This window comes from Streptosporangium sp. NPDC049376 (assembly GCF_044466505.1).
Classification (GTDB): Bacteria; Actinomycetota; Actinomycetes; order Streptosporangiales; family Streptosporangiaceae; genus Streptosporangium.
On record NZ_JBITMT010000002.1, the window covers coordinates 143,466 to 169,949 of the forward strand.

The following is a 26,484-nucleotide window of genomic DNA, read 5'->3' on the forward strand; positions in this document are numbered from 1 at the left end:
CCGGCTCGTCCGAATGGCCGATACGGGGACTACGTCACGGGTCGTAGCCGCCCGGGAACAAGCCTCCTTCGGCGGAGACCGACTCTGTCCCGCAGGCCGATGAACGGCCCTGTCCTGCGCCAATAGCGTTCTTCCAGTTCGCAAGACACGCTTTTGGCAAGGAGACAGAGACGTGACCATCACCGGAGAGGTCGGCGCGGGGCACGCGCGCAGGGACACGGCGGCGGCCGTGGTGGCCAGGGGCCTGACCAAGGTCTACGGCCAGGGAGACGCGGCCGTGGAGGCCCTCCGGGGAGTGGACGTCTCCTTCGCGACGGGCGCCTTCACCGCGATCATGGGGCCCTCCGGGTCCGGCAAGTCGACGCTGATGCACTGCCTGGCCGGTCTGGACACCGTCACCCACGGGCAGGTGCACATCGGCGAGGTCGAGCTGACGGGTCTCGACGACAAACGGCTGACGCTGCTGCGCCGCGAGCGGATCGGGTTCATCTTCCAGGCGTTCAACCTGCTGCCGACGCTGACCGCCGAGCAGAACATCAGGCTTCCGCTGGAGATCGCCGGAAGGCAGGCGGACCAGGTCCTGTTCGACCGGGTCGTGGAGACCGTCGGCCTGCGGGAGCGGCTCGGGCACAGGCCCAGCGAGTTGTCCGGCGGCCAGCAGCAGCGGGTGGCGGTCGCCCGCGCCCTGATCAGCAAGCCGCAGGTCATCTTCGCCGACGAGCCGACCGGCAACCTGGACTCGCGCAGCGGCGCCGAGGTGCTGTCGTTCCTGCGCACGTCGGTGCGTGAGCTGAACCAGACGATCGTGATGGTCACCCACGACCCGGTCGCGGCGTCCTACGCCGACCGGGTGATCTTCCTGCGGGACGGCCTGCTGGTCAGTGAGCTGTTCCAGCCGACCCCGCAGAGCGTGCTGGACACGCTGATGAAGCTGGAGGCCTGAAGGTGCTCAAGACGACCTTCGCCGGGCTCAGGGCACGCAAGCTGCGGCTGCTGCTCACCTCGCTGGCCATCGCGCTCGGGGTCGGCTTCATCGCGGGCACGTTCGTGCTCACCGACACCATGCAGGCCGGTTTCACCCAGAAGTTCGGCGCGGCGGCCGACAAGATCGACGTCGCCGTGCTTCCCGCCCCCGACAAGGCGGACCTTTCCCAGGCCGTGCTGGAGAAGGTCCGCGCCGTCGGCGGTGTCGCCGAGGCCCAGGGTCTCGTACGGGGTACCTCCGCGCTGATCGGCAAGGACGGCAAGGCCGCCGGTGACTACCCGACCTCGGGGGTCTCCATCGTCCAGGGGCCGCTGAGCCGTACCTCCATCGTCAGCGGTTCGGCGCCGAGCACCGCGACGCAGGCCGTGCTCGACAAGAACACCGCCAAGACGCGGGGGTTCAAGGTCGGCGAAACCGTCGCGGTGCTCGACTCCAAGAACGTCAGTCACGAGTTCACGCTGGTCGGGCTGTTCGACGTCGGCCTCGACCAGGAGCTGGCCTACACCGGCGCGGTCGGCTTCGTCACCGAGACGGCCAGGGCGATGACCGGTGAGAAGGGCTACCGGGAGATCGACGTCGCGGCGGCCGAGGGGGTCTCCCAGGAGGACGCGCGCGCCGCGGTCGTCAAGGCCCTCGGGGCCGGCTACGAGGTGAAGACCGGCAAGCGGTACGCCGACGACATGGTCAAGGCCAACGGCGCCGACAGCCAGTTCCTCACGATGGGTCTGTTGCTGTTCGGCCTGGTGGCGATGTTCGTCGCGGCGCTGGTCATCTACAACACCTTCAACATCCTCGTCGCCCAGCGGACCCGGGAGATGGCGTTGCTGCGCTGCATCGGCGCGACGCGCGGGCAGGTGTTCGGCTCCGTCCTGCTGGAGTCGGCGGTGGTCGGCCTGATGTCGTCGCTGCTCGGCCTGCTGCTCGGGTACGGCATGGGCGCGGGGGCGATGGTGGTGCTGCGTACCTCCGGTGCCCCGCTGCCCGAGGCGACCGCGACCCTGACGCCGTTCACCGTGGCGCTGGCCGTGGCGGTCGGCATGGTCGTCACGGTCGGGGCGGCCCTGCTGCCCGCGCGTTCGGCGACGCGGGTCGCGCCGATCGCCGCGCTGCGCGCCCAGGTGGAGGAGCACACCTTCAGGGCGGGGGTCGTGCGGGTGATCGTGGCGGCGTTGTTCCTGGTCGCCGGGGTCGCGGTCACCGTGGTCGGGGTGACGATGGATCCCGGCCAGGCGGCGCTGTTCACCGTGATGGCGGGCGGCGCGCTGGTGTTCTTCGCGGTGCTGGTCCTCGGACCGGTGATCGTCAGGCCGCTGGGCGCCTTCGTGGGCTGGCTGCCGGGCAGGCTCTTCGGGGTGCCGGGCAGGCTCGCGCTGGACAACTCGGGGCGCAACCCGCGACGTTCCGCGACCACGACGGTGGCGCTGACCGTCGGCGTGACGCTGATGACGCTCATCTCGGTGCTCACCGGCACGCTGCGGCTGACCTACTCCCAGAAGCTCGACGAGCAGTTCCCCGTCGACTACATGGTCCAGGCCCAGGACCGCGAGTCGCGTCTGCCGCGTGACCTGGCGGAGAACCTGCGGACCAGGCCGGAGCTGACCTCGGTCGTCGCGATCCGCCAGACCGACGCCAAGGTCGGCGCCGAGGACTCCACCTACCGGGCGGGAACGTTCGCCGCCACCCGGGACTTCGCCCCGGCCTTCACCTCGGGGTCGGTCGGCGCGCTCAAGCCGGGGACCGTGGCGGTGGCGGGCTACGTGGCCAAGAACCTCAAGGTCGCGGTCGGCGACCGGCTTCCGCTGCGCACGAAGAAGGCGGGCCGGGTCGAGCTCACGGTCGTCGGGGTCTTCGACGCCGATCAGACGGGCCTGGCGGAGCTGACGGTTCCCGCGGCCGACTTCGACCGTTACTTCGGCGTGGTCGACGACAGCCGGATCCTGGTCAACGCCAAGGAGGGGGTCGCCCCCGACGTGACGCGCAAGGTGGTCGAGGCGGCGGCGCAGCCGTACCCGACGGCGAAGGTGGCCAGCTCCACGGAGGTCAGGAGCGGGTTCGACGAGGCGCTCGACATGAGCGTGATGATCATCACGGGGCTGCTCGGGCTGGCGGTGCTGATCTCGCTGCTGGGGATCGCCAACACGCTGTCCCTTTCGGTCCACGAGCGGACCAGGGAGTCGGCGCTGCTGCGGGCGCTGGGCCTGACCCGGTCCCAGCTGCGGGCGATGCTCTCGGTCGAGGCCCTGATCCTGGGGCTCATCGGGGCGCTGGTCGGGGTGGTGCTCGGTGTCGTGTTCGGCTGGGCCGCCGCACGGACCGCGACGACCGGCGTCGTGTTCACCGTTCCCGTGCCGCAGGTCCTGGCGTTCGTGGTGCTGTCCGGTCTGGCGGGCGTGCTCGCCGCCGTGCTGCCCGCCCGTAAGGCCGCCCGGGCCTCGGTCGTGGACGCCCTGGCCGCGGGCTGACCGGTGCCGGGGCGCCCTACGGGGTGCCCCGGCCCTTTCGCCCGGCTCATCCGGGGTACTGGTCGGCGATGGTCTCCGGGTTGAGGAGGGGCCTGATCGTGATCTCCCCTGTGGCCTTGTCGATCACGAGGCATCCGCCGCCGACGGTGTCGGGCAGCACGCCGGGGTCCTCGGGTTCGGGCTCCTTGGCCCAGGCGACGTATCCCTCGGCGAAGTCGTAGATCCGGATCTCCACGGCGGCGTCGAGGCCTCTGACGCCGTTGAAGTACTCCTCCGCGACCGCCCTGGCCTGTTCCAGGTTCACAGCCCGCGTCCCTCCGCGTCGAGGATCACGCAGAACACCCCGGTCACGAACTTGTAGAGCGGCTCATCCGCGAGTCTTCCGAGCTGCGCGTCGAGCCAGAGCACCTCTCCGGAGGCGTTCACCGCGTTCCAGGCGTGGCTGCCGCCCCCGGGCCAGCGGTTGACGATGATCGCGGCGGATCCGTGGCCACCGGCCAGCAGCGCCGGCCCGATCGGGCCGTAGGCCTGTCTTCCCTGTCCGAGGTACTGGAAGCGCTGTCCGAGCCACCGTTCCGCGCGGGCCGCCCCGCCTTCCTCTCCGGTCAGCAGGGGTCTGCCGGCCCGGTCGTACTCCGGCCGTCTCGGCGCGGCGACGACCGGCGTCCCGTACCAGGTGGACAGCACCGACAGGGCGCAGTCCAGGGAGTTGGTCGCCCGGAACGGGTCGTCCGCCGCGCCGGCCCCGTTGATCGCCTTGATCCACTCTCCCCGGGGGTCGGGGAAGCGCGTGGGCGTCCCCTCTTCGGTCACCGGCACCGAGCACAGCAGGTCCTCCTGGATCTGCGGGTCCGGCATCACCAGCCCGCCCACCGCGCCGTACGGCCTGCACCGGTCCAGCCTGATCGGCCGCCACGCGACCCGCTCCGGCTCCCTGGGCGGCGCCACGACGACCGAGGAACGCGGGTCGAGCTCGAAGTCCCGCCACCGCTGCCCGTCCGCGGTCACCACGGGGTTGTACGTCCTCGTTTGTAATACCGCGGTTGAAAACGCCTGTTCCACCGGTCCCCCTCGGCCTCGTTTCGGGCCGATGTTAGGGCGCTCGGCCGTACGGCACCGGCGAGTTGACCAGATCTGGAAGGAGCGTCCCCGGCTCAGGTGACCCGGACGTCCACGGTGTGCCAGCCGGTGGCGCCGTCGGGGCCCACGGGGGCGCGTTCTGCGGTCTGGGTGTAGCCGGTGGCGTCGGTCGCCCGTACCTCGATGGTGTGCTCGCCCGGGGTGGCGTCCCAGTCGTCGACCACCCACTGGCGCCAGGTGTCGGCGGTCGGCGCCTGGGCGAGTCTCGCCTGGCGCCACGGCCCCCGGTCGATCCTGACCTCGACCGCGTCGATCCCCTTGTGCTGCGCCCAGGCGACCCCCGCGATCACCGCACGGCCCGCGGGCAGGTCGGCCCCGTCCCTGGGCAGGTCGATGCGCGACTCGGTCTTGACGGGTCCCTTCGGCGCCCATCCCCTGGGTGTCCAGTAGGCCTCATCCCGGTCGAAACGGGTGACCTTGATGTCGGTCACCCACTTGGTCGCCGAGACGTATCCGTACAGGCCGGGCACGACCTGGCGGACCGGGAAGCCGTGCGCGAAGGGCAGCGCCTCACCGTTCATCGCGAAGGCCAGCAGGGCGTCACGGCCGTCGAGGACGACGTCGACCGGGGTGCCGCAGGTCCAGCCGTCGGCCGAGGTGCTCAGCAGCATGTCCGCGTCCCGGTGCACGCCCGCGTCGCGCAGCACTCCCGCCAGGTCGGCCCCCAGCCACCTGGCGTTGCCGACATAGGGGCCGCCGACGTCGTTGGAGACGCAGCACAACGTGACGTCCGCCTCGACCACGGGCCGTTTCAGCAGGTCGGCGAAGGTCAGTTCGACGGGCCTGTCCACCATGCCGTGGATCCTGAGGGTCCAGGAACGGGGGTCCACCTGCGGCAGCACGAGGGCGGTGTCCACCCGGTAGAAGTCCGCGTTCGGGGTGACGAACGGCGACAGTCCCTTGATCCTCAGGTCGGCCCCGGCCGGGATCGGGGGAAGCGGGGTCGCGGGCCCGGGCAGCCTCAGGGAGGCCCTGGCCGCGCTCACCGCAGAGCGTCCCGACGTCAGCGCCTGGCCGATCACGCCGCTCACCCCGGCGAGCGCGAGACCACCCGCCGCCCCGATGAGCAGTCCGCGCCGGTCGATCGCGGCGCCCTCCCCCGAGGTCGTGGGGGCCGGGCCCCGCAGGGCGCGTCCGGTCAGCAGGCGCAGGGTGACGATGCCCGCGACCACGCCCGCGAGCGTGGGCACGGCGTCCAGGACGCCCGCGTCCGGACGGGTCAGGGCGGCCGAGACGCCGACCACGCCGAAGGCCGCCAGCCCGGCGGTGCCGTACCTGAGGTCGCGCAGGGCCAGCGTCCCGACGGCCGCGGCGATCGCGGCGAGGACCACGAGGACGCCCGCGACCAGGACGTTCTTGTCGTTCTCCCCGAAGACGCGGATCGCGAACTCCTTCGCCCCCGCGGGGGCGAGGTCGACGGCGGCGTCGCCGACCGCGACGACGGGGAAGGCGGACGCCCTGACCAGCCCCGCGGCCGCCAGGGAGACCCCCAGCGCCGCCGCGCAGGAAACCAGGCCGATCAGCGGGCCCGTCCACCCGGGCGCACGTCTGTTGCTCTCCATGCCTGCGACGTTACGCCTGTCCGCGCGCCGGTCGCGGCGCGCGTCCTCAGCCGAGGAGCTCCGCGATGACGGGGGCCAGGGCGCGGAAGGCACGGCCCCGGTGGCTGATGGCGTTCTTCTCCTGGGCCGAGAGCTCGGCCGCCGTACGGCTCTCGCCCTCGGGCACGAAGATCGGGTCGTAGCCGAAGCCGTTGGCGCCGCGCGGGGCGTCGATGATCACCCCGTTCAGGGTGCCCTCGATGATGCGCTGCTCACCGGAGGGCAGCGCCAGAGCCGCCGCGCACGCGAAGTGGGCGCCCCGGTGCTCCTCCGGCACGTCGGACACCTGGGCGAGCAGCAGTTCCAGGTTCGCCCGGTCGTCGCCGTGCCTGCCCGCCCAGCGGGCGGAGAAGATGCCCGGCATGCCGTTCAGCGCGTCGACGCACAGGCCGGAGTCGTCGGCGATGGCGGGCAGGCCCGACTGCTCGGCGACGGCGCCCGCCTTCAGCAGGGCGTTCTCGGCGAAGGTCAGGCCGGTCTCCGCGACGTCACCGATCTCGGGGAACTCCTCAAGCCCGAGGATCTCGGCCGTGATCGAGGCGTCGGCCAGGATCCGGCGCAGCTCGGCGATCTTCCCGGCGTTCCTGGTCGCCAGGACCAGTTTGATCGAGGAGCTCACGCCAGCGCCTCGCGCTGCAGGCGGGTCAGCTCCACGCATCCGGCGGCGCCGAGGTCGAGCAGTTCGTCGAGGGCGGCCCTGTCGAACGGCTTGCCCTCGGCGGTGCCCTGGACCTCGACGAACTGGCCGCTTCCGGTCATCACCACGTTCATGTCGGTCTCGGCGGCGACGTCCTCGGTGTAGCAGAGGTCGAGCAGCGGCGTGGAGCCGACGACGCCGACAGAGACGGCGGCGACGGAGTCGATGAGGGGGTCGCCCGCGCACATCTTCCGCTCGCGCATCCACCGCACCGCGTCGGCGAGGGCCACGTAGGCGCCGGTGATCGCGGCCGTGCGGGTGCCGCCGTCGGCCTGGAGCACGTCGCAGTCGATCACGACGGAGTTCTCGCCGAGCACCTTGTAGTCGACGCAGGCCCGCAGGGAACGGCCGATGAGGCGGGAGATCTCGTGCGTCCTGCCGCCGATCCTGCCTCGCACCGACTCACGGTCGTTGCGGGTGTTGGTCGCCCTGGGCAGCATGGCGTACTCGGCGGTCACCCAACCCTGGCCGCTGCCCCTGCGCCAGCGGGGCACGTTGTCCTGCACGGAGGCGGCACACAGCACCCTGGTGCCGCCGAACTCGACGAGCACCGACCCCTCTGCGTGGGCGAGCCAGCCACGGGTGATGGTGACGGGGCGAAGCTGATCGGGAGAACGTCCATCTGCGCGAGCCATGGACCTCACCCTAGGGCCTTTCACGCCTCCAGGTCGTAGTGGGCACCGCTGCGGGCCAGTTCGATCCGGCCGGCGAACCCGCCCCGCGACGCCTCGTCGAGAACCCGTTCGGTGGCGTTCCAGGGGACCAGGTGGGTCAGCACCAGGGTGCCCGCGCCCGCCGCCGCCGCGTGTTCGGCGGCCTGGCGCCCGGTCAGGTGCAGGTCGGCGGGCAGGTCAGGGCCCTCGACGAAGGAGGCCTCGCACAGGAACACGTCCACCCCCGAGGCGAGTTTGACCAGTTCGGCCGACTCCCCGGTGTCCGCGGAGTAGGCCACGGAACGGCCGCCGTGGGAGACGCGGAAGCCGTAGGTCTCGACCGGGTGGTTCACCCTGGCGGCCGTCACCTCGAAGGGGCCGACCCGGAAGACGCCGGGCGACAGCCGTACGAAGTCGAAGGCCGTCTCCAGGCCCGGCTCGGCGGGCATGCCGTAGGCGGCGGCCAGGCGGCGGGGCGCGTCCGCGGGGGCGTGGACCGGCACGCGGGGCAGCGGGCCGTGCGGGGAGTAGGTGCGCACCACGTGGTAGGAGCAGATGTCGAGGCAGTGGTCGGCGTGCAGGTGGGACAGGCAGATCGCGTCCACGTCGTAGAGGCCGATGTGCCGCTGGAGCGCGCCGAGTGAGCCGTTGCCGAAGTCCAGCAGCATGCGGAACCCCTCGGCCTCCAGCAGGTAGCAGGAGGCGGGGCTGTCAGGGCCCGGGAAGCTCCCGGAGCATCCGATGATCGTCAGTTTCACGGCGGCCTCCTACTCGCTGTCTGTCACGTTACGTCGCGTGCCACCGGGGGCTCCCACCTCAGCGGGTCATCCGGTGGACCCGCTGCCCGTTTCCCCTGACGGGCCCGCCGTCCCCGGCGCCGTCACCGACCGTCGCGAGTTCGACCGCCTGGATCTCGGGGCCGAGGAAACGCTGGCCGAGCCTGGCGAACAGGTCGGTGTCCCCGGTGGTGGTGAACCTGTGCGCGGCGGGGCCGCCGGTCGCGGCCATGCCACGGTCGTGCAGGACGCGGTAGACGTCCTTGGCCGTCTCGTCCGCACTGGAGACCAGCGTGACGCCGTTGCCCGCGACGTAGGAGATGGGGCCGGTGAGCAGCGGATAGTGGGTGCAGCCCAGGATCAAGGTGTCGCAGCCGTCGTGCAGCACGGGTTCGAGATACTCCCGGATGGCCTCGATGACCTCCTCGCTCGTCGTCTCCCCCCGTTCGACGAACTCCACCAGGCGGGGCGCGGCCACCCCGGTCAGCCTGACGTCCGGGGCGGCGGCGAAGGCGTCCTGGTAGGCCATCGACTCGATCGTGGCCCTGGTCCCGATCACCCCGACCCTGCCGTTCCTGGTCGCCTGTACGGCCCGGCGCGTCGCGGGCTGGATGACCTCGACGACCGGCACGTCGTAACGCTCGCGGGCGTCCCGCAGCACCGCCGCGCTCGCGCTGTTGCACGCGATCACCAGCATCTTGACGTCGTGCTCGACGAGGTGGTCCATCACCTCAAGGGCGTAGGCCCGCACCTGCGCGATGCTCTTCGGCCCGTACGGCTGGCGTGCGGTGTCCGCCACGTAGAGGAGTGACTCGCTCGGCAGCTGGTCGATGATCGCCCTGGCCACCGTCAGGCCGCCGACCCCGCTGTCGAAGATTCCAATGCTTGCTTGCGACACGGTTCCCAAGGTTAGGCGACCTGGGACGACCGCTCACGGTAAGAATCCTCACAACACGATCAATCATCGCGAAAAGATCAGCCGCGCCCCACCCTGGCGAGCTGCCGCGACTGGGCGACGAGGCGTCCGGCCGAGTCCCAGACCTCGACCTCCTCGTCGAACCAGCCGTCGCCGATCAGCCGTCCGCTGCCGAGCAGGGTGAGCCAGCCGGGGGCGGGCAGGGCGCGCAGGTGCCAGGTGAGGTCCACGGTCGGCGCCCAGCCGCGGGCGCCCGCGGAGAAGACCACCGGCGGCAGGCAGTCGACGGCCATCGCCAGCACGTAGGGGTCGGGTTCCCTCCCCTCGGCCAGCCGGAAGTAGGCACGGGCCTCGGGACGCCCGGTGGGCCTGCCGTCGAGCCAGCCTGCGGTCGGCGGGTCGAAGGCCAGTTCCATCCGCTCGTTGAGCGTCATGCCCGAGCCGGGATCGGGGACGGGCGGCCTGAAACACTCCTCGATGGGGGGCATGGTCGCCGAGGGACCGTCGCTCCAGTCGGGGGCGACGTCGTTCAGGGTGGCGGTCGTGACGAGGGTCTCGATCAGCGGGACGTCGTCCTGCAGGAGGGTCGCCCTGGTCATCGTGACGGTCCTGCCCGACTTGAGCGGTTCGAGCCGCACCCTGGCGGGGCCGGGCGGGGCGACGCGCAGGAACTGCGCGCTGGTGGTCACGGGGTGCTCGTGCGGGGAGGCGTCCACGACGGCGCGCAGCAGTACGGCCAGCAGGTAGCCCCCGTTGAGCGGTCCTCCGACGGCGTATCCGGGGTCCAGGTGCACGTCGTAGGTGGTCTCGTCCACCCGGACCGCCCGCGTCGCCTCATCGAACTTCGTCATCCACGCTCCCCGAACTATATTCTGGAAGGGTCACTCTATCGGGTTTGACCGGTATTCCTGGCTCCCCTTGGCATATGTCACCTTTTGGAAGAAGACGGGGTGTTTCTCGGGAAGATCAGCGGCCTCCGGCGTGCGGGCGCGTTGGATGGAGCAATCGCGTGGTTAGTTCAATGCAAGCGGGTTGCTACCGATGTGCACTAACTTCTCGGTATCCGAGAGAAGTCCACATTGTGAGTGAGCATGTCTGCCAACAACCCCCCCGGCCAGCCGCCCTACCCGGGCCAGGAACCTGACAGGACGATCGCCTACCGGCCACAATCTCAGGGCTACCCCCAGGACGGCGGTTACCAGCAGCCCGGCTACGGCCAGCAGCACCAGGACCAGCAGGTCTACGGCCAGCAACAGGCGTACGGCCAGCAACCCGGTTATGGCCAGCAACCCGGCTACGGTCAGCAACCTGGTTACGGCCAGCAACCCGGCCACGGTCAGCAGGCGTACGGCCAGCAGGCGGGGTACGGCCAGCAGGCCCAGCCGGGTTATCCGCAGAACTACGGCCAGCAGCCCGGCTACGGCCAGCAGCCCACCTGGCAGCAGAACCCGGACTTCCTCGGCCCCGGGCAGCCGACCGCCCGGCCCGCCAAGAAGGGCAGGGGCTGGCTGATCGGGTTGATCGCCGCGCTGGTCGTCGCCCTCGTCGGCGGTGGCGGCGCCTTCGCGGTCAGCCTGCTGAGCGGCGGCGGCACCCAGCCCCACGACGTGCTGCCCGGTGACGCGATCGGCTACGTGCGCCTGGACCTCGACCCGGCCGCCAACCAGAAACTGGCGCTGTTCAGCATCGCCAGGAAGTTCGACGTCACCCGCTCCTCCTTCACCGGGGACGACCCGCGCAAGGCGCTGTTCGACCTGATCAAGGAGGACGGCGGCCTGGACAAGATCAACTACGCCACCGACGTCGAGCCCTGGCTCGGCAGCCGCATCGGCGTCGCCGTGCTCTCCCCGACCAAGGCGGGCGCGGAGCCGGGCGTGGTCGTGGCCGTGCAGGTCTCCGACCAGGACAAGGCGAAGGCCGGGCTCTCCAAGCTGATGGGCGGCGCGAAGTACGGCGTCGCCTTCCGTGAGGACTACGCACTGCTCGCCCAGACCCAGGACCAGGCCGACCAGGCCGTCAGGGTCGCGCCGCTGTCCGACAACACCGCCTTCTCCGACGACCTGAACGCCCTGGGCGAGACCGGTGTCCTGTCCTTCTGGCTCCACGCCGGGAAGATCGCCGAATTCGCACCCGAGGTGGCCACCCGCAACCCCGAGGCGCTCGCGCAGGTCAAGAACCTCAGGGTCGCCGGCGCGCTGCGCTTCGACGGCGACTACGTCGAACTGGCCGGCGTCACCCGTGGCGCGCAGAACCTGGACATGGGCCAGCCCGAGACCTCCAGGATCAGCACGCTTCCCGCCTCGACCGCCGCCGCCCTGTCCATCTCCGGTCTCGGTGACGTCGTCGGCAAGCAGTGGGCCCAGATCCTGAAGTCCGCCGACCAGACCGGCGCCGGTCTTCAGCGGTTCGCCGACCAGGCTCAGCAGCAGTACGGCCTCGCCCTGCCCGCCGACCTGTCCACGCTGCTCGGCAAGAACCTGACCCTGGCCCTGGACTCCAGGGGCCTGGACGCCAACCAGCCGAAGTTCGGCGCCCGCGTCATCACCGACCCGGCCAAGGCCCAGGAGATCGTCGCCAAGATCGAGAAGGCCCTCGCCGACTCCGGCACCACGACCCCGCAACTGGCCAAGGCCCCCGGCGACGGCAGCTTCGTGCTGGCCAGCTCCCCCGAGTACGCCGCCGAACTGGCCAAGGACGGCGCCCTCGGCGACGACGAGGGCTTCAAGCTGGCGGTCCCCGACGCCGAGAAGGCGACCTTCGCCGCCTATGTCGACCTCGACAAGCTGGAGCACCTCTACCTGCAGAACCTCCAGGGCGAGGAGCGGGCCAGCCTTCAGGTCCTGAAGGCCGTGGGCATCAGCGGAACCCAGTCGGGCAGCGACTCGACCTTCTCCATGCGGCTGGTGTTCAACTGACCCTTCCCGAACCCACCGTCTGAGGGCGGGCGTCCCACCTGGGACGCCCGCCCTTTCGCGTTTCTCCCCGCCGTGGACCACGACCCCGCACCCCTCGATGCGAACCCGCGAAGCCGGTGAACCGATCCCCCGTCTCCGACGTGTCATCGTCGTGAAGTCCCTGCCCGTGATCGTGATCGTCCTGGCCGTCGCCGGGTGCGCAACCGCCGTACTGGCCTCGCGGTCGGCCGCCGGGCCTCCTGCGGCCCCGCCACCGTGCCCGCAGCGGTGGGGCGGCGAGGCCCCCGGCGGCTGGGTGCCCGGACCCTCCGGCGTCGCCGGGGCCGGCGGGTCCCTCGTGCCCGGCGATCCGGTCTCGGCGCTGATCTGCGCCTACCCCGGGGACAACACCCACCCCGGCGGCACGCGGCTGGCCGGGTCCAGGTCCCTGACGGAAGGAGCCGTGGCGATGGCCCGCGACCTGGACTACCTTCCCGCCGCCGGGAAAACGCCCTTGGGGCCCTGCACGCTGATGGGCGGCCCGATGACCAACTACCTCGTCCGTTTCGTCTACGACGACGGGAAGGTCCTGTGGCTGGGCAGCGCCGAGGAGGTCAACTCCTGTGTGACGACCACCAACGGCGCCGTCGGCAGCCCCTCCTACATCGGGCCGGAGATCACCGCCGCCTACGAGAGCGGCACCTGGCGCCCCGTACGGCCCGCCGACCCCTGCCAGGGCCGGCCGACCGGCCGCAGGGGACAGAACGAACAGATGGTGCCAGAGGGAGCCGTCTCGGTCCTGGCCTGCGGACGGCCCCACCGGCCGGACGCTCCCCCCGTACGGCGGGAGCACGACGCCGAGACCGCCGAGTCCCTGACCAGGGCTCTGAACTCCCTTGGGACCCGGCCCGGCGACAACACCTGCCGCCGGGTCTCGGACCTGCGCGAGCGGCCCTTCCAGCTGCGCTTCCGCTATCCGGACGGCCCCGCCGCGATCGTCGACGTCATGCCGGGCTGCGTCCCCATGGTGAACAACGGCCTGCTCCAGGCGGACGCCGACGACACCGTCCGCGAGCTCACAAAGGCGGCCTCGCCCTACGCCCGCTAGGGACCCCCATCCCGGAAGGCCTTCTCACGGCCTCCCGGGGGCCACGGGGAGAATCAGGCCCAGAGCTGGCCTTCGAGGCGTTCCTCGGCCTCGTCCAGGGTGCCCTCGTAGGCGCCGGTCGACAGGTACTTCCAGCCGCCGTCGGCCACCACGAACACGATGTCGGCGCGCTCGCCCTCCTTGAGGGCCTTGGCCGCCATGCCGAGCGCCCCGTGCAGGGCGGCACCGGTCGAGACACCCGCGAAGATGCCCTCGGTGGACAGCAGCTCCCTGGTCCGCCGCAGCGCGTCTCCCGAGGAGACGGAGAAACGGGTGGTCAGGACGTCGGGGTCGTAGAGCTCGGGGATGAAGCCCTCGTCCACGTTGCGCAGGCCGTACACCAGCTCGCCGTAGCGCGGCTCGGCGGCCACGATCCGCACGCCGGGGACGCGCTCACGCAGGAAGCGGCCGACGCCCATCAGGGTGCCGGTCGTGCCCAGGCCCGCGACGAAGTGGGTGACGGACGGCAGGTCCTCCAGGATCTCCGGCCCCGTCGTCTCGTAGTGCGACCGCCAGTTGGCCGGGTTTCCGTACTGGTAGAGCATCACCCAGTCGGGGTTCTCCGCCGCCATGCCCTTGGCGACCCGTACGGCCTCGTTCGAGCCACCGGCCGCCGGAGAGGAGACGATCTCCGCTCCCCACATCCGCAGCAGCTGACGGCGCTCCTCCGAGGTGTTCTCCGGCATCACGCAGATCAGCCGGTAGCCCTTGAGCCGGGCGGACATCGCCAGTGAGATGCCCGTGTTGCCGCTGGTGGGTTCGAGGATCGTGCAGCCGGGCCGCAGCAGCCCGTCCTTCTCGGCCTGCTCGATCATCCACAGCGCCGGGCGGTCCTTGATCGAGCCCGTCGGGTTGCGGTCTTCGAGCTTGGCCCAGATCCGCACGTCCTGTGAGGGGGAGAGTCGGGGCAGGCCGACCAGGGGGGTACGACCTACCGAGTCGATCAGTGAGTCAAAGCGCATGGTGTAGGGCTTCCGCCTCGTGTTAACAAACCAGAAACATCGGCGTGGGCCACCACCGAACCGGTGGTGGCCCATGTGTCTCGCTAGCGGGAGCCGCCGGCCACGGCCGGAAGGACGGTGACCGTGTCGCCGTCGGCGACGGGGGTCTCCAGGCCGCCCAGGAAGCGGACGTCCTCGTCGTTGAGGTAGACGTTCACGAAACGGCGCAGCGCGCCCTTGTCGACCAGACGGTCCTTCAGCCCGGGGTGCCGGGAGTCCAGGTCGCCGATCAGCTCCTCCAGCGTCGCGCCCTTGGCGTCGACAGCCTTGGCACCCTCGGTGAGGGTGCGCAGGATGGTGGGAATGCGAACCTCGATGGCCATCGCGGGTCAGTCTCCTTGTGTCGTCGTGCTGTCGTCGGGGAGGCGTCCACCGGTTCGGAACACCGGTGGGCACGGGGGGATTGCGGAGGGAGGTCCGGAGCTGTCATCAGCGACAGTCGTAGACGACGACGGAGGGGGTGTGCGCGAACAGGAAGTTCTGCACGGGCGCGAGGCCCGCGTTCCCGGCCCACGCATCGGGACGTGAGAGCACGACGTCCTCCTGGCTCGGGTCGGCGGTCATCATGACCGCCAGTCTACCCAACGGGTTTTCCTCCCCCATTGCCGTGTCACCCCCCGAGACGGCCGTCACGCTGGGACGATCTTGACCTCTTCCTCGGTCACCACGCCGTCGAGGATGCGGTAGGACCGGAACTCGACCTCCTCGCCCAGCTCCTCACGGGTGGAGATCAGCACGTAGTGGGCGTTGGGCTCCGAGGCGTAGCTGATGTCGGTGCGTGAGGGGTAGGCCTCCGTCGAGGTGTGGGAGTGGTAGATGACCACCGGCTCCTCGTCGAGGTCGTCCATCTCGCGCCAGACGCGCAGCTGCTCCAGCGAGTCGAAGCGGTAGAAGGTCGGCGACCGTTCGGCGTTGACCATCGCGACGAACCGCTGCGGGGAGTCGGAGCCGATCGGTCCGGCGATCACGCCGCAGGCCTCGTCCGGGTGGTCGGCCCGTGCGTGCGCGATGATCCTGTCAACCAGTTCCCGGGAGATGGTGAGCATGCCTGGAAGTTACCAAAGGGCGTGAACCAGGGTCTCCTGGAGGTAGGTCAGCCAGTCGTACAGGACGAGGACCGGATAGCGGGGGTCGTCCTCGCTCATCCCGGCCAGCTCGTTGTGGGCCTCCTCGGTCACCTCAAGCCGGGTGCCGAGAACCAGCCGGACGTCGTTCAGGGCGCGCATCCAGGCCCGCGCCTGCTCCAGGGTGAGCTCGGCGTGACCGGTCTCCAGGCCGTCGAGCATGGTCTGCGCGTCGGCCCGCTTGCCCTCGCGCAGGGTGGTCTCGGTGTAGCGGCGGAAGTCGGCCGACTGTTCGGCGTCCTCGTAGGCGGAGGGGAAGAGCCTGGCGAGCACCGGGTCGTCGGGCTTCTCCGCGGGCCCGATGCCCAGCGCGCGCTCCAGCGGGTCGTCCCCCGTCTCACCCGGTTCGACCAGGTCCAGCGTGTGGGAGGCCAGCGATCTCAGGATGGAGACCTCGGCGTCGTCGAAGTTCGTGACGACGCCGCCCTCACGGCCACGGCTGAATCCCGAACTCACCGTTCGCTCACCACTTTCGTTCGTCCGCACGCCTCACACGCCACGGCGCCCTCTGATGTCACCGCCGCGTCGGGCGGGCCGCACTCACGAGTCCTGCTGCAGCGTGGCCCACAGCCCGTAGGAGTGCATGATCTGCACGTCGCGTTCCATCTCCTCGCGCGTGCCGCTCGACACCACGGCCCTGCCCTTGTGATGCACGTCCAGCATCAGTTTCTCCGCCTTCTCCTTCGAGTATCCGAAGACGGATTGGAAGACATAGGTGACATAGGACATCAGGTTGACCGGGTCGTTCCAGACGATCGTCAACCACGGCCGATCGGGCCGCACGTCGATCGACGGACGCTCGACCTCCATTGGAGCAGTGCTACCCACGTACCCCAGTCTGCCCTACCTCGGGCTTAGTCTTCGACTCGTGAGTACGAGCATGAGCAGCGCGCTGCTGACCGACCACTACGAGCTGACGATGCTGCAGGCGGCGTTGCGCGACGGGGTCGCCTCCCGGCGGGCGACGTTCGAGGTGTTCGCCAGGCATCTGCCCGAGGGACGGCGCTACGGGGTGGTGGCGGGCACCGGGCGCCTGCTCGACGCGCTGCGCGACTTCCGGTTCGGCGAGCGTGAACTGGCCTTCCTGCGGGAGAACCGGGTGGTCGACGAGCCCACGCTGGAGTTCCTGTCCGGCTACCGCTTCTCCGGCGACGTGTACGGCTACCGCGAGGGAGACTGCTACTTCCCCGGCTCCCCCATCCTGACCGTCGAGGGCACCTTCGCCGAGGCCGTGCTGCTGGAGACCGTGGTCCTGTCCATCCTCAACCACGACTGCGCCATCGCGGCCGCGGCCTCCCGCATGGTCCACGCCGCCGGGCCGAGGCCGATCATCGAGATGGGTTCGCGGCGCACCCACGAGATGGCCGCCGTGGCCGCCGCGCGGACCGCCTACCTGTGCGGGTTCGCCTCCTCCTCCAACCTGATGGCGGGCCACCTGTACGGCGTGCCGACCGCCGGGACGGCCGCCCACGCCTTCACGTTGCTCCACGACTCGGAGAAGGCGGCCTTCCGGGCCCAGATCGACTCCCTCGGCGCCGGGACCACACTGCTGGTCGACACCTACGACGTGGCGCAGGCCGTACGGACCGGCGTCGAGCTCGCGGGACCCGACCTGGGGGCGGTCAGGCTCGACTCCGGTGACCTGGCCGAGGTCGCCTACGCGGTCCGCGCCCAGCTCGACGAGCTGGGCGCCCACAAGACCCGGATCATCGTCACCAGTGACCTGGACGAGTACACCATCGCCGCGCTCGCCGCCGCCCCCGTCGACGGCTACGGCGTCGGCACCTCGCTGGTCACCGGTTCCGGGGCGCCGACCGCGGCGCTGGTCTACAAGCTCGTCGCCAGGCAGGACGAGGAGGGGGTGATGCGCCCGGTGGCCAAACGGTCGGTGGGCAAGCCGAGCCGGGGCGGTCGCAAGCACGCCTTCAGAAGGCTGGACGAGTCGGGTACGGCGGACGCCGAGCTGGTCACCGTCTCCGGCGAGCGGCCCGCCGGCAGCCGCCCGCTCCAGGTGGAGCTGGTGCGCGGCGGGGAGATCGTGGGCGCCGAGCCGCTGGAGGCCGCCCGTGAGCGGCACCGGCTGGCCGTCGCCGAACTGCCCGCCACGGCCCGTCAGCTGGCCAGGGGCTACGAGGCCGTCCCCACCGTCTTCGACGAGTGAGGACGGGTGAACCCGGCTGCCGGACACGGCCTCGGACGTGTTTGACTGACCCCATGGCAACAGCGCTGATCGTCGTCGACGTCCAGAACGACTTCTGCGAGGGGGGCAGTCTCGCGGTCGGCGGTGGCGCCGAGGTCGCCGCCGCCATCTCCAGGCACGCCGCCTCGCACGGCTACGACCACGTCGTGGCCACCCGTGACTTCCACGTCGATCCCGGCGACCACTTCTCCGCCTCCCCCGACTACGTGGACTCCTGGCCCGCCCACTGCGTGGCCGGGAGCCACGGCGCGCTGTTCCACCCCGCCTTCGACACCGCCGGGGTCGAGGAGGTCTTCAGCAAGGGCGCCGACGCCGCCGCCTACAGCGGTTTCGAGGGCAGCGCCCCGGACGGCACGAGCCTGGCCGAGTGGCTGGCGGCCCGCCGGGTGGACACGGTCGACGTCGTGGGCATCGCCACCGACCACTGTGTGCGCGCCACCGCCCTGGACGCGGTCCGCGAGGGGCTGGCCGTACGGGTGCTGCTCGACCTGACGGCGGGGGTCGCCAGGGGGACGACCGAGGCGGCTCTCGACCAGCTCAGGGCCGCGGGGGCCGTTCTCACCGGCGAGCCGGTGCTCCGTTCCTGACCGGCCTCCCGTATGCGGCCACAGACGGGTCATCAAAGGTCAAAGGCCGCCGCCGCCCGGCACGGCAGGAGCTAGTTACGGAGAGTCGTATCCCATGACCTCCGGTGGTGATCCCACATGCTCCTGCTCGGCATCTCGTGGCTGGTCCTGGCTCCGCTCGGCCTGTGGCTGGTGATGCGGGGCCGCGGCTCGGCCCGGGTCGGAGGCGCTTTCGCGCTGGTCGGCCTTGAGGCGACCACGTTCTGGATCAGTGGTCCCACGCTGACCAGGCCGACGATCCCGCTCGAACAGCCCGCTGCCGTCTCCTCGGCCACGCCCCGCCCCTCGGCGTCCCCGACGCCCACGGAGGCGTCCCCTGAGCCTGCGCGGCCCGCACGGAAAACGGCACGGAAAACGGCACGGGAGACATCAAAGGAGACGTCACGGAAAGTGCCGCGGAGGGCGTCCGGGCCCTGCCGGGCGCCGGTCAGCGCGAGCGCTGGACGGCCCACTGGCGGATCTTGTCGATCCGCTCTTGGACCTGTTCGGCGGTCGCCTGGGCGATAGCCGGGCCGCCGCAGGCCCGGCGCAGCTCGGCGTGGATGACGCCGTGGGGCTGGCCGGTGCGGTGGTTCCAGGCCCCGACCAGGGTGTTGAGCTCGCGGCGCAGGTTGGCGATGAGCTCGTGCGGGGCGACCTGCGTCTCCTTGGGCTCGGGGGCGGCGCGCTTGGCCTTCAGCTGGTCGGACTGCCGTTTGCTCAGCAGCGTGCGCACCTGGTCGGGCTCCAGCAGGCCGGGCAGTCCGATGAAGTCCTCCTCCTCGGGGGAGCCCGGCTCCGCGCCGGTGCCGAACTCGCCGCCGTCGAACAGGACCCGGTCGAAGGTGGCGACCGCCTCAAGCGTCTCGAAGGGCAGCTCGTCACCGACGACGTCAGGGTTGTCCTTCTTGCGCTGGGCGTCGTCGAGCAGGAAGTCGTCCAGGCCGTCCTCCGGCGGCTTGCGGTCGAGCACGTGGTCGCGCTCGGCCTCCATCTCCCCGGCCAGGCCCATCAGGGTCGGCACCGAGGGCAGGAAGACCGAGGCCGTCTCCCCGCGCTTGCGCGCCCGCACGAAACGGCCGACGGCCTGGGCGAAGAACAGCGGGGTCGAGGTGCTCGTGGCGTAGACCCCGACCGCCAGGCGCGGGATGTCGACGCCTTCGGAGACCATCCGGACCGCGACCAGCCAGCGGTCCTGCGAGGCCGAGAACTGCTTGATCTTCTTGGACGCGTCGGGGTCGTCGGAGAGCACGACCGTGGCGCCCTCCCCGGTGATCGTGCGGATGTGCCTGGCGTAGGCGCGGGCCGTCTCGTGGTCGGTGGCGATGACCAGGCCTCCGGCGTCGGGGACGCCCCTGCGCACCTCGGTCAGCCGCCGGTCGGCGGCGTGCAGCACCTGCCGGATCCAGTCGCCCTTGGGGTCGAGGGCGGCCTTCCAGGCCTGGCCGAGCTGGTCCTTAGTGAGCGGCGTGCCCAGCGTCGCGGCGATCTCGTCGCCCGCGCGGGTCCGCCAGCGCATCTCCCCCGCGTAGGCAAGGAAGATCACCGGCCGGACGACGCCGTCGGCCAGGGCCGGCCCGTAGCCGTATGAGTAGTCGGAGACGCTGCGCCGTACGCCCTCGCCGTCCTCGGCGTAGGTGACGAACGGGATCGGGTTGACGTCGGATCTGAACGGCGTGCCCGTCAGGGCCAGGCGCCGGGTCGCGGGCTCGAACGCCTCGCGCACCCCGTCGCCCCAGGACTTCGCGTCACCCGCGTGGTGGATCTCGTCGAAGATGACCAGGGTCTTGCGCGCCTCGGTCCTGGCGCGGTGCAGCGCCGGGTGCATCGAGATCTGGGCGTAGGTGACGGCGACCCCGACGTAGTCGCGTGAGGTCGCGCCCTGGCTGTTCTTGAACTCCGGGTCGATGGCGATGCCGACCCTGGAGGCGGCGTCGGCCCACTGTTGCTTGAGATGCTCGGTGGGTGTGACGATCGTCACAGCCCGGATGAGCCCGCGCGACAGCAGCTCACTGGCGATGCGCAGCGCGAAGGTCGTCTTGCCCGCGCCGGGCGTGGCGACCGCGAGGAAGTCGCGCGGCTCACGCCTGAGGTACAGGTCAAGCGCCTCCTGCTGCCACGCGCGCAGCTTCGGCGCGGTGCCCCAGGCGGCACGGTCCGGAAACGAGGGGGACAGGTGGGAGGCGGCGAAGGTGCTCACAGTGTCATCAGAGTAATCGCCGCAACCGTCAGGCGTGCCGATCGGGCGAGATCCTCGCCGATAACGCCCCCGCGTGCTAGGGCCCCTCCCATCCGGGTACGGCCCGCCCCACGGCCGCCGCCCGCCGCCCGCCGCCAGGCCCTCACCGGCGCCGACGCCCGCTCCCCCACCCGCCGTCACGCCCTGACGCCTCCCCTGGGACCCCGGGGGGGAAACACCCGAGGCCCGTGGGGCCCTTGCGGGCCGGAGTAGGGGCTAACGGAGCCCGGAGATCACCTTGTCGATCGCACCGCGCAGGGCGGGATCGTCGGGCTGGGCGACACCGACCACGACGACCGGTTCGCCGCCCTTCCCGGTGAGCAGGACCAGCCTGAGGTAGGCGGGCCGGTTGACGACGTCGTGGTACTCCGCGCGCAGGGAACGGCTCCGTCCGGTCCGCCCGTTCACGGTGACCGCCCGGTCGTCGACGACCTTGACCTCGTCGCCGTGGAGCAGCAGTCTGCCGTACAGGTCGGCCAGACCGGCCGCGGTCTTGGCGGGGTCGTCTCCCGGCTCGGCGGGCCCGGTCATGACCGTCACCGCGCCGTCGCCGCCCGCGATGGAGGTGAACCCGGTGACCGGCGGCACCGCGCCGACCCGCCAGCCCGCGGGCAACGGGTACGTCACACCCGTGACGGGGTCGCTCACCACGGCGGGCCTGGTGGCGGCCTGGGCGTCCGAGGGGGCCTGCCACAGCAGCAGCGGGGGGAGCAGCACGGCGACGGCGAAGCCGACCGCGAGACCGGCCGCCGCCGCCACCGTCCCGAGGAGCAGGCGCCGCAGCCGCCCCGCCCTGCTGGGGGGAGGCGCCACGGGTGAGCCGTACCAGCGGGCCGAGGGCGGCAGCTCGTCCTGGGGGGAGTCGTCGTCGTTGAGCGGCCAGGGCCGGTGGGTCTCCCAGACCGACTCCTCCGGCCAGATCCCCTCCCCCTCCCGCTGTGCCCTGCCCAGGCGCCGGGCACGTCCACGCCTCCAGAACGCCCAGGGCCCGGCGGTCCGCCCCCGGAACTCCTCCGAGGTCCACCCCCGCAGGTCTCCGTCGTCGGTCTCCTCGGACACCCAGCCGCCACGTCCGCCGTCGACCGGCGCGAGCACCGGCGTGGGCACCGTCTCGCTGTCCGCCGTCTCTGGGGTCTCGGCCGGTCTCGGCGCCTCTGGGGGCTCCGCCTCGTCCCGGTCCCAGAGCGAGGCCCGGTGCTGGGCGGGACGCGGACGTCTGTCCGGTGGCCATGTCCCCGGCGCCCCCGGCGCCCCGGACTCCCCCGGCGTTCCGCCCGTCTCCGCCACCGGTGACCACACCAGGTGACCCTCGTCCCGGCCGTCACGTGCCTCCTGTGAGACGTCGGGCTCGTGCGGCTCGGCGGGGGGCTCGAAGGTGGGGGCGGCGTGAGCCCGGGTCTCCTGAGCCGCGTAGGGAGCGCTTCCACGACGCTTGCGACGCGGCGTGTCCTGTGGCACGCGGGACACGCCGGAGGCGTCCTCCCCCTCGGGGCGCTCCGGCGGCCACGCCTGGCGAGGTCGTTCGTCCACGACGCCTGCCTTCCCGGTGGTCACGGTTCTACCGTCCTACCATGCCCGTCCTTACCCGGTCCGGCTATAGATGATCGTCGTCAGCGGGAAAACGACCGGCTCAGGCGGCTTCCCGCATGCGGCCCGCGACGGCCACCCCCAGCAGCCCGACCGCCGCCATCAGGACGGCGATCGTGGTGTAGCCGGTGGCGATGTCGTCGTGGCCGATCACGTTGATCAGCACTCCGCCGAAGCCGATCGTCAGGGCGCTGCCGAGGGTGTCGACGACCTGGAGGGCGGCGGAGTTCGCGCCCTGCTCGGCGTCGGGAGACTGGCGCATGGCGGTGACGTTGACGCTGGTCATGGCGATGCCCATGCCGAACCCGGCGAGCACCCAGGCGGGCACGGTGATCCAGCCGGTCACCCCGGGCACCAGCGCGAGCAGGGTGAGCAGGACGCCGGAGGTGACCGAGGCCGCGCCGAGCCGTACCAGGCGGGGGCGGTCGAACTCGCGCCTGGACTGCAGGTAGGAGCCGGTCGTCCAGCCGAGCGCGCCGATGGTGAGCGCCACCCCGCCCTCGATCACCGAGAAGCCGCGCACCTGGGTGAGCAGCAGCGGGATGAAGGAGTTGATCCCGAAGAAGGAGGCGGAGAGCACACCGCGCATCATCACCGTGGTCGACAGGCCCCGGCCGAACATGAGCGCCCGGCGCGGCAGCAGCCTGGGCAGGCCCGCGGCCAGCAGCGCCAGACCGGCCAGGGTGGCGGACCAGCCGACCCCCGGGTTCAGGTGCAGGAGATCGACGCCGTACAGGAGCGCTCCGGCGCCCGCGGCGGTCGCCGAGGCCGCCAGGGTCATCGCCAGCGGCCTCGACCGCTCCCCGGAGGGCGCCGGAGCGACCCCCGCTTCCGTGTCCGGCCCGGCACCTGGTTCGGTTTCGGCCCCACGCGGGCGCAGCGCGGGCAGGAGCATCAGCAGGGCGGGGATCACCAGCGGCACGATGCCGTAGAAGACCCAGCGCCAGCCGAGCGTCGCGGCGACGAGCCCGCCGAGGCCGGGGCCGACCAGCGCGGGCAGCACCCAGGCGGCCGACAGGGCGGCGAAGACCTTGGGTCTGGCCTCGGGCACGTACACCCGCGCGATCATCACGTAGACCGCCACGATGACCGCCCCGCCGCCGAGGCCCTGCACGGCCCGTGCCACGATGAACAACTCCTTCGACCCGGCGGCGCCCGCCATCGCCATGCCGGTCACGAACAGGCCGACCCCGAGCAGGAAGGGCCAGGCGTGCCCTCTGCGGTCGGACCAGAGCCCGGCGACGACGTTGGCGAAAAGGCCCGCGATGAGGAAGGCCGAGAAGCTCATGCCGTACAGGTCGAGCGCGTCGAGGTCCTCGGACACCGCGGGCATCACGGCACCGACGGACATGCCTTCGAAGGCGATCAGGGTGACGACGAGCAGGATCCCGAGGGAGGCCGTGCGGTATTCCGGACCGAAGATCCGGGGGGACTGGTATGGAGCGTAGAGGGTCTTCGGTACTGTCACCCGTTAAGGGTAGTGGCCGCCTCCCGACTGCGGTAAAGGGCCCATATTTCATGCATTCTGCCCGCTTGTCCGGTGGTGAACTCGGACATACAGCGATCCTGGGCGTAGTCCATGAAGTTGTGGATCGGGTCGGAACCGCCACCCTTGCAGGTGTCCTTGGCCGCCGGGCAGCCCTCGGTCGGCTGAGCCTCCGGCGGGGTGTCGTCGACCGCGTCTCCGGGCGACTCGCAGCCGTTCTCGAAGGTGTGCAGCAGGCCCAGCCAGTGGCCGATCTCGTGGACGGCGGTGAACCCCCGGTCGAAGTTCCGCAGCGACCCGCCGGGCAGCGTCCGCCAGTCGACGACCACGCCGTCGAGCTGGGGCTCGTTGCGGTACCAGTGGGGGTAGGTCGAGTAGCCGAGCACGAGCTGGCCGAGCTGGGCGATGTAGAGGTTGAGGGTCTCCGGGCCACCCCGGCGCATCTGCTTGAGCGGCCGTTCGTAGGTGAGCGGACCGCGGAACCAGGCCGTGTTCTCGGTCCTGGTGATCCCGTCGAGCCGGAAGCGGACCCCGGTGTCCACGCCGCCGTAGCGGCCTCCGTAGGCGGAGTTGAGGGCGGCGATCTGCGCGCGCACCGCGTCGTCCTGCGCCCCGAGGACACCCTCGGTGACGACGTGCGCCCAGGTGGGGACGGTGATGGTGGCCGTCGGGACGCGTCGCGCCCGCGACCGGCGCAGCGCGAGGTCGGCGAGCATCTCGGCGACCTGCGCGGGCCGGGGGGCGTACGGTTCTGAGCCCCTGCCGGGGAGCGCTCCCCGCGCGCCCGCCGTACAGCCTCGTCCGCTCACGGCGGCCGCCGTGGCGGGGAGTCCGGGCAGGGCGCCCACGGTGAACAGGCACGCCGAGACGACGGCGATCGCACGCCGAGCCATGCACTCCCCCGAGATGTCACGTTCGCTGGCCGTCAACCGCCAGGCGGTGACATCCCGACCGTAGCCTCATCGGCGGCGATCACCCGTCAGCAACACTCATTCCTTGCCGCTGTCGTCCTCGCCCTTCGGGAGTCCTTCGTAGATCTCCTTGCACTCGGGGCAGACCGGGAACTTCTGCGGGTCCCGGTTCGGCACCCAGACCTTGCCACAGATCGCGCGCACCGGGGTGCCGGTGAACGCGCTCTCCATGATCTTGTCTTTCTCGACGTAGTGGGCGAACCGCTCGTGGTCGCCGTCACCGAACGAGAGGTCGGGACGGATGTCGCTCTCAGGGAGAATTTTCGTGCTCACCCTGACGATTTTATGCCCGCGGGGCCGCGATCCCGGATCCGGCGCACGCCGTTTCTCCACCGACCCCGCCAGGAACGGGTACGGCTCCCGCCGGCAAGGGCGGGAGCCGTCGCAGGGATCACCCCATGTGGATGGGGGCGTCCTCGCTCTTGCGGCCCGCCTTGACGAACAGCGCGAGCACGGCGGCCAGCACCGCGACGCCCGTGCTGACGGTGAAGCCCAGGTGCATGCCGTCCAGGAAGGACAGGTGGGAGACCTTGCCGATGGCCTGCACGAGCGGCTCGGGCACGCCCGGCATCATCTGGGCGGTCGGCGCCCCACCGAAGGTGGCGAGTTCCTGCAGCCCGTCCACCTGCTGCGGAGGCAGTGCGGGGAGCTTGGCCTGCGACCAGTGGTCCTGGTAGACGTCGGCGACCCTGGCCGAGACGATCGCACCGAGGATGGCGGTGCCGAGCGCTCCGCCCACCTGCATGGCCGACTGCTGGACTCCGCCCGCGACGCCGCTGAGGTCCTCCGGGGCGTTGCCGACGATGATCTCGGTCGCGCCGACGAAGACCGGCGAGAGGCCGAAGGCGAGCAGGGCGAACGGGATGCCGCTGTCGATGAACGCCGCGTCGAGGCTGAGCCGGGACAGCAGGAACATCGCCAGCCCGGTGATCAGCATGCCGCCCGTGATCGTGATCTTGGTGCCGAACCTGCCGATGAGCACGGCGGCCAGCGGTGAGGCGACGATCATGCCCGCGCTCATCGGCAGCATCCGCAGACCCGACTCCAGGGGCGAGAGGCCGTGCACGCCCTGGAAGAAGAACGTGAGGAAGAACATCGCGCCGAACATGGAGAACGCGACCAGCATCATCAGGCCGGTGCCGATGGAGACCGAGGCGTTGGCGAAGAGGCTGAGCGGCAGGAGCGGCTCCGACGAGCGGGTCTGCCACCACAGGAACACCCCGCCGACCACCACGGCCGCGGCCAGGAAGCCGATCGTGCGCGCGTCGCCCCAGCCCCAGGTGGGAGCCTGGATGATCGCCCAGACCAGGGAGAACATCGCGACCGACAACAGCAGGACGCCCAGCCAGTCGACCCTGGACAGGGTCCGCGCCCGGCTCTCGGTCAGCACCCACAGGCCCATGGCCAGGGCGGCGATGCCCACGGGGACGTTGATGAAGAAGACCGACTGCCAGCTGACGTTCTCGACCAGCAGGCCGCCGACGATCGGGCCCGCGGCGCTGGACAGGCCGATGATGCCGCCCCAGGCACCCATCGCCGTCTTCAGCCGCTCGCCGGGGAAGGCGACCCGCAGCAGCGCGAGGGCGGCGGGCTGCAGCAGCGCGCCGAACAGGCCCTGGAGAACGCGCAGCCCGATCAGCATGCCGACCGAGGAGCTGAGGCCGATCGCGAGCGAGCTGAGCGCGAAGCCCGCGACGCCGATCAGGAAGATTCGCTTGTGTCCGAACAGGTCACCGAGTTTCCCCGCGGTGATCAGGAACACGGCGAGCGCGAGCAGGTAACCGCTGGTCACCCACTGCAGGTCGGACAGAGATGCCTTGAGGTCCTGGGCGATCACCGGGTTGGCGATGGAGACGACGGTGCCGTCCAGCATCACCATGATCACGCCGAGCGACACGGACAGAAGTGTGAGCCATGGGTGGCCCTGTCGCGTCGTGCCCAGGTCCGACGGTGGTGGTGCGGCCACCGTCTTGGCTTGTGCCATGGGAAGGGGTCCCCTC

26 protein-coding genes are annotated in these 26,484 nt (G+C 71.2%); 6 read left to right on the top strand and 20 right to left on the bottom strand.

What is annotated here, in order from left to right; all coding sequences use genetic code 11:
- Window positions 1–172 precede the first annotated feature (172 nt).
- Window positions 173–943 (top strand): ABC transporter ATP-binding protein, encoded by a 771-nt coding sequence (locus ACIBVQ_RS06120; RefSeq protein ID WP_352009592.1) that lies wholly within the window; start codon window positions 173–175, stop codon window positions 941–943.
- Between the two features lie 2 nt (window positions 944–945).
- Complete coding sequence (locus ACIBVQ_RS06125; RefSeq protein ID WP_399175963.1) at window positions 946–3,447, top strand: ABC transporter permease; 2,502 nt, start codon at window positions 946–948, stop codon at window positions 3,445–3,447.
- Window positions 3,448–3,493: 46 nt separating this feature from the next.
- Here the strand turns inward: ACIBVQ_RS06125 and ACIBVQ_RS06130 are convergent, their stop codons facing one another.
- The 8 genes from ACIBVQ_RS06130 to ACIBVQ_RS06165 form a co-directional block, all read right to left on the bottom strand.
- A complete protein-coding gene (locus tag ACIBVQ_RS06130; RefSeq protein WP_352009594.1) occupies window positions 3,494–3,751 on the bottom strand; it encodes a hypothetical protein in 258 nt (85 codons plus the stop codon).
- Window positions 3,748–4,455 carry a toxin glutamine deamidase domain-containing protein gene (locus tag ACIBVQ_RS06135; protein WP_399175966.1) on the bottom strand — a complete coding sequence of 236 codons (708 nt, stop codon included), beginning with the start codon at window positions 4,453–4,455 and terminating at the stop codon, window positions 3,748–3,750. Before ACIBVQ_RS06135 ends, ACIBVQ_RS06130 begins: the two co-directional genes overlap by 4 nt.
- 146 nt (window positions 4,456–4,601) lie before the next feature.
- The gene (locus ACIBVQ_RS06140; RefSeq protein WP_399175968.1) at window positions 4,602–6,149 is read right to left on the bottom strand and encodes a molybdopterin-dependent oxidoreductase; all 1,548 of its coding nucleotides are present in this window, start codon (window positions 6,147–6,149) and stop codon (window positions 4,602–4,604) included.
- A gap of 46 nt (window positions 6,150–6,195) precedes the next feature.
- On the bottom strand, window positions 6,196–6,846 hold the full coding sequence (locus ACIBVQ_RS06145; RefSeq protein ID WP_399175970.1) for an XTP/dITP diphosphatase: 651 nt from the start codon (window positions 6,844–6,846) through the stop codon (window positions 6,196–6,198).
- Window positions 6,804–7,520, bottom strand: coding sequence for a ribonuclease PH (gene rph, locus ACIBVQ_RS06150; RefSeq protein WP_352009597.1), 717 nt, complete (start codon window positions 7,518–7,520; stop codon window positions 6,804–6,806). The genes ACIBVQ_RS06145 and rph overlap by 43 nt, the downstream gene beginning before the upstream one ends.
- A 20-nt stretch (window positions 7,521–7,540) precedes the next feature.
- A complete protein-coding gene (locus ACIBVQ_RS06155) occupies window positions 7,541–8,296 on the bottom strand; it encodes an MBL fold metallo-hydrolase (protein WP_352009598.1) in 756 nt (251 codons plus the stop codon).
- Window positions 8,297–8,354: 58 nt separating this feature from the next.
- Window positions 8,355–9,212 carry a glutamate racemase gene (gene murI, locus ACIBVQ_RS06160; protein WP_352009599.1) on the bottom strand — a complete coding sequence of 286 codons (858 nt, stop codon included), beginning with the start codon at window positions 9,210–9,212 and terminating at the stop codon, window positions 8,355–8,357.
- Between the two features lie 77 nt (window positions 9,213–9,289).
- Complete coding sequence (locus ACIBVQ_RS06165) at window positions 9,290–10,081, bottom strand: thioesterase family protein (RefSeq protein ID WP_352009600.1); 792 nt, start codon at window positions 10,079–10,081, stop codon at window positions 9,290–9,292.
- A 240-nt stretch (window positions 10,082–10,321) separates the two neighbouring features.
- On the opposite strand from ACIBVQ_RS06165, the gene ACIBVQ_RS06170 reads away from it, so the two are divergent.
- Both ACIBVQ_RS06170 and ACIBVQ_RS06175 read left to right on the top strand, forming a co-directional pair.
- On the top strand, window positions 10,322–12,145 hold the full coding sequence (locus ACIBVQ_RS06170; protein WP_399175973.1) for a DUF3352 domain-containing protein: 1,824 nt from the start codon (window positions 10,322–10,324) through the stop codon (window positions 12,143–12,145).
- A gap of 151 nt (window positions 12,146–12,296) precedes the next feature.
- Window positions 12,297–13,232 (top strand): hypothetical protein, encoded by a 936-nt coding sequence (locus ACIBVQ_RS06175; protein ID WP_399175975.1) that lies wholly within the window; start codon window positions 12,297–12,299, stop codon window positions 13,230–13,232.
- A gap of 53 nt (window positions 13,233–13,285) precedes the next feature.
- Here ACIBVQ_RS06175 and ACIBVQ_RS06180 read toward each other — a convergent pair whose 3' ends face one another.
- From ACIBVQ_RS06180 to clpS, 6 genes are all read right to left on the bottom strand, one after another.
- A complete protein-coding gene (locus tag ACIBVQ_RS06180; RefSeq protein WP_352009603.1) occupies window positions 13,286–14,233 on the bottom strand; it encodes a cysteine synthase in 948 nt (315 codons plus the stop codon).
- An 83-nt stretch (window positions 14,234–14,316) separates the two neighbouring features.
- On the bottom strand, window positions 14,317–14,595 hold the full coding sequence (locus ACIBVQ_RS06185; protein WP_399175977.1) for a MoaD/ThiS family protein: 279 nt from the start codon (window positions 14,593–14,595) through the stop codon (window positions 14,317–14,319).
- Between the two features lie 106 nt (window positions 14,596–14,701).
- Window positions 14,702–14,839 (bottom strand): hypothetical protein, encoded by a 138-nt coding sequence (locus ACIBVQ_RS06190; protein WP_352009605.1) that lies wholly within the window; start codon window positions 14,837–14,839, stop codon window positions 14,702–14,704.
- Between the two features lie 62 nt (window positions 14,840–14,901).
- Window positions 14,902–15,318, bottom strand: coding sequence for a Mov34/MPN/PAD-1 family protein (locus ACIBVQ_RS06195; protein WP_399175979.1), 417 nt, complete (start codon window positions 15,316–15,318; stop codon window positions 14,902–14,904).
- A 9-nt stretch (window positions 15,319–15,327) separates the two neighbouring features.
- Complete coding sequence (locus tag ACIBVQ_RS06200; protein ID WP_352009607.1) at window positions 15,328–15,852, bottom strand: DUF2017 domain-containing protein; 525 nt, start codon at window positions 15,850–15,852, stop codon at window positions 15,328–15,330.
- Window positions 15,853–15,936: 84 nt separating this feature from the next.
- Window positions 15,937–16,206, bottom strand: a complete 270-nt coding sequence (gene clpS / locus ACIBVQ_RS06205; RefSeq protein WP_386192970.1) for an ATP-dependent Clp protease adapter ClpS — start codon at window positions 16,204–16,206, stop codon at window positions 15,937–15,939.
- Between the two features lie 70 nt (window positions 16,207–16,276).
- Between clpS and ACIBVQ_RS06210 the strand changes: the two genes are divergently transcribed.
- The gene (locus tag ACIBVQ_RS06210) at window positions 16,277–17,557 is read left to right on the top strand and encodes a nicotinate phosphoribosyltransferase (RefSeq protein ID WP_399176666.1); all 1,281 of its coding nucleotides are present in this window, start codon (window positions 16,277–16,279) and stop codon (window positions 17,555–17,557) included.
- Between the two features lie 53 nt (window positions 17,558–17,610).
- On the top strand, window positions 17,611–18,183 hold the full coding sequence (locus ACIBVQ_RS06215; protein ID WP_352009609.1) for an isochorismatase family protein: 573 nt from the start codon (window positions 17,611–17,613) through the stop codon (window positions 18,181–18,183).
- Window positions 18,184–18,649: 466 nt separating this feature from the next.
- Here ACIBVQ_RS06215 and ACIBVQ_RS06220 read toward each other — a convergent pair whose 3' ends face one another.
- The 6 genes from ACIBVQ_RS06220 to ACIBVQ_RS06245 form a co-directional block, all read right to left on the bottom strand.
- Window positions 18,650–20,401 (bottom strand): DEAD/DEAH box helicase, encoded by a 1,752-nt coding sequence (locus ACIBVQ_RS06220; protein ID WP_352009611.1) that lies wholly within the window; start codon window positions 20,399–20,401, stop codon window positions 18,650–18,652.
- A 255-nt stretch (window positions 20,402–20,656) separates the two neighbouring features.
- Window positions 20,657–21,994: a hypothetical protein gene (locus ACIBVQ_RS06225; RefSeq protein ID WP_399175983.1), complete on the bottom strand. Its 1,338-nt coding sequence runs from the start codon at window positions 21,992–21,994 to the stop codon at window positions 20,657–20,659.
- A gap of 76 nt (window positions 21,995–22,070) precedes the next feature.
- The gene (locus ACIBVQ_RS06230) at window positions 22,071–23,495 is read right to left on the bottom strand and encodes an MFS transporter (protein WP_399175985.1); all 1,425 of its coding nucleotides are present in this window, start codon (window positions 23,493–23,495) and stop codon (window positions 22,071–22,073) included.
- A complete protein-coding gene (locus tag ACIBVQ_RS06235) occupies window positions 23,492–24,406 on the bottom strand; it encodes a zinc metalloprotease (RefSeq protein WP_352009614.1) in 915 nt (304 codons plus the stop codon). Before ACIBVQ_RS06235 ends, ACIBVQ_RS06230 begins: the two co-directional genes overlap by 4 nt.
- Window positions 24,407–24,502: 96 nt before the next feature.
- Window positions 24,503–24,757: a DUF3039 domain-containing protein gene (locus ACIBVQ_RS06240; RefSeq protein WP_352009615.1), complete on the bottom strand. Its 255-nt coding sequence runs from the start codon at window positions 24,755–24,757 to the stop codon at window positions 24,503–24,505.
- Between the two features lie 118 nt (window positions 24,758–24,875).
- Entirely contained in the window at window positions 24,876–26,468 is a 1,593-nt protein-coding gene (locus ACIBVQ_RS06245; RefSeq protein ID WP_399175987.1) for an MFS transporter, read from the bottom strand.
- Between the last annotated feature and the right edge of the window lie 16 nt (window positions 26,469–26,484).

What these genes read in the sequence shown, in the direction of transcription:
- ACIBVQ_RS06140 (WP_399175968.1), bottom strand. Translation starts at nt 6,149, where the DNA reads ATGGAGAGCAACAGACGTGCGCCCGGGTGGACGGGCCCGCTGATCGGC.
- ACIBVQ_RS06145 (WP_399175970.1), bottom strand. Translation starts at nt 6,846, where the DNA reads ATGCGTGGAGCTGACCCGCCTGCAGCGCGAGGCGCTGGCGTGAGCTCC.
- rph (WP_352009597.1), bottom strand. Translation starts at nt 7,520, where the DNA reads ATGGCTCGCGCAGATGGACGTTCTCCCGATCAGCTTCGCCCCGTCACC.
- ACIBVQ_RS06165 (WP_352009600.1), bottom strand. Translation starts at nt 10,081, where the DNA reads ATGACGAAGTTCGATGAGGCGACGCGGGCGGTCCGGGTGGACGAGACC.
- ACIBVQ_RS06170 (WP_399175973.1), top strand. Translation starts at nt 10,322, where the DNA reads ATGTCTGCCAACAACCCCCCCGGCCAGCCGCCCTACCCGGGCCAGGAA.
- ACIBVQ_RS06180 (WP_352009603.1), bottom strand. Translation starts at nt 14,233, where the DNA reads ATGCGCTTTGACTCACTGATCGACTCGGTAGGTCGTACCCCCCTGGTC.
- ACIBVQ_RS06185 (WP_399175977.1), bottom strand. Translation starts at nt 14,595, where the DNA reads ATGGCCATCGAGGTTCGCATTCCCACCATCCTGCGCACCCTCACCGAG.
- ACIBVQ_RS06190 (WP_352009605.1), bottom strand. Translation starts at nt 14,839, where the DNA reads ATGATGACCGCCGACCCGAGCCAGGAGGACGTCGTGCTCTCACGTCCC.
- ACIBVQ_RS06195 (WP_399175979.1), bottom strand. Translation starts at nt 15,318, where the DNA reads ATGCTCACCATCTCCCGGGAACTGGTTGACAGGATCATCGCGCACGCA.
- clpS (WP_386192970.1), bottom strand. Translation starts at nt 16,206, where the DNA reads ATGGAGGTCGAGCGTCCGTCGATCGACGTGCGGCCCGATCGGCCGTGG.
- ACIBVQ_RS06210 (WP_399176666.1), top strand. Translation starts at nt 16,277, where the DNA reads ATGAGCAGCGCGCTGCTGACCGACCACTACGAGCTGACGATGCTGCAG.
- ACIBVQ_RS06215 (WP_352009609.1), top strand. Translation starts at nt 17,611, where the DNA reads ATGGCAACAGCGCTGATCGTCGTCGACGTCCAGAACGACTTCTGCGAG.
- ACIBVQ_RS06235 (WP_352009614.1), bottom strand. Translation starts at nt 24,406, where the DNA reads ATGGCTCGGCGTGCGATCGCCGTCGTCTCGGCGTGCCTGTTCACCGTG.
- ACIBVQ_RS06245 (WP_399175987.1), bottom strand. Translation starts at nt 26,468, where the DNA reads ATGGCACAAGCCAAGACGGTGGCCGCACCACCACCGTCGGACCTGGGC.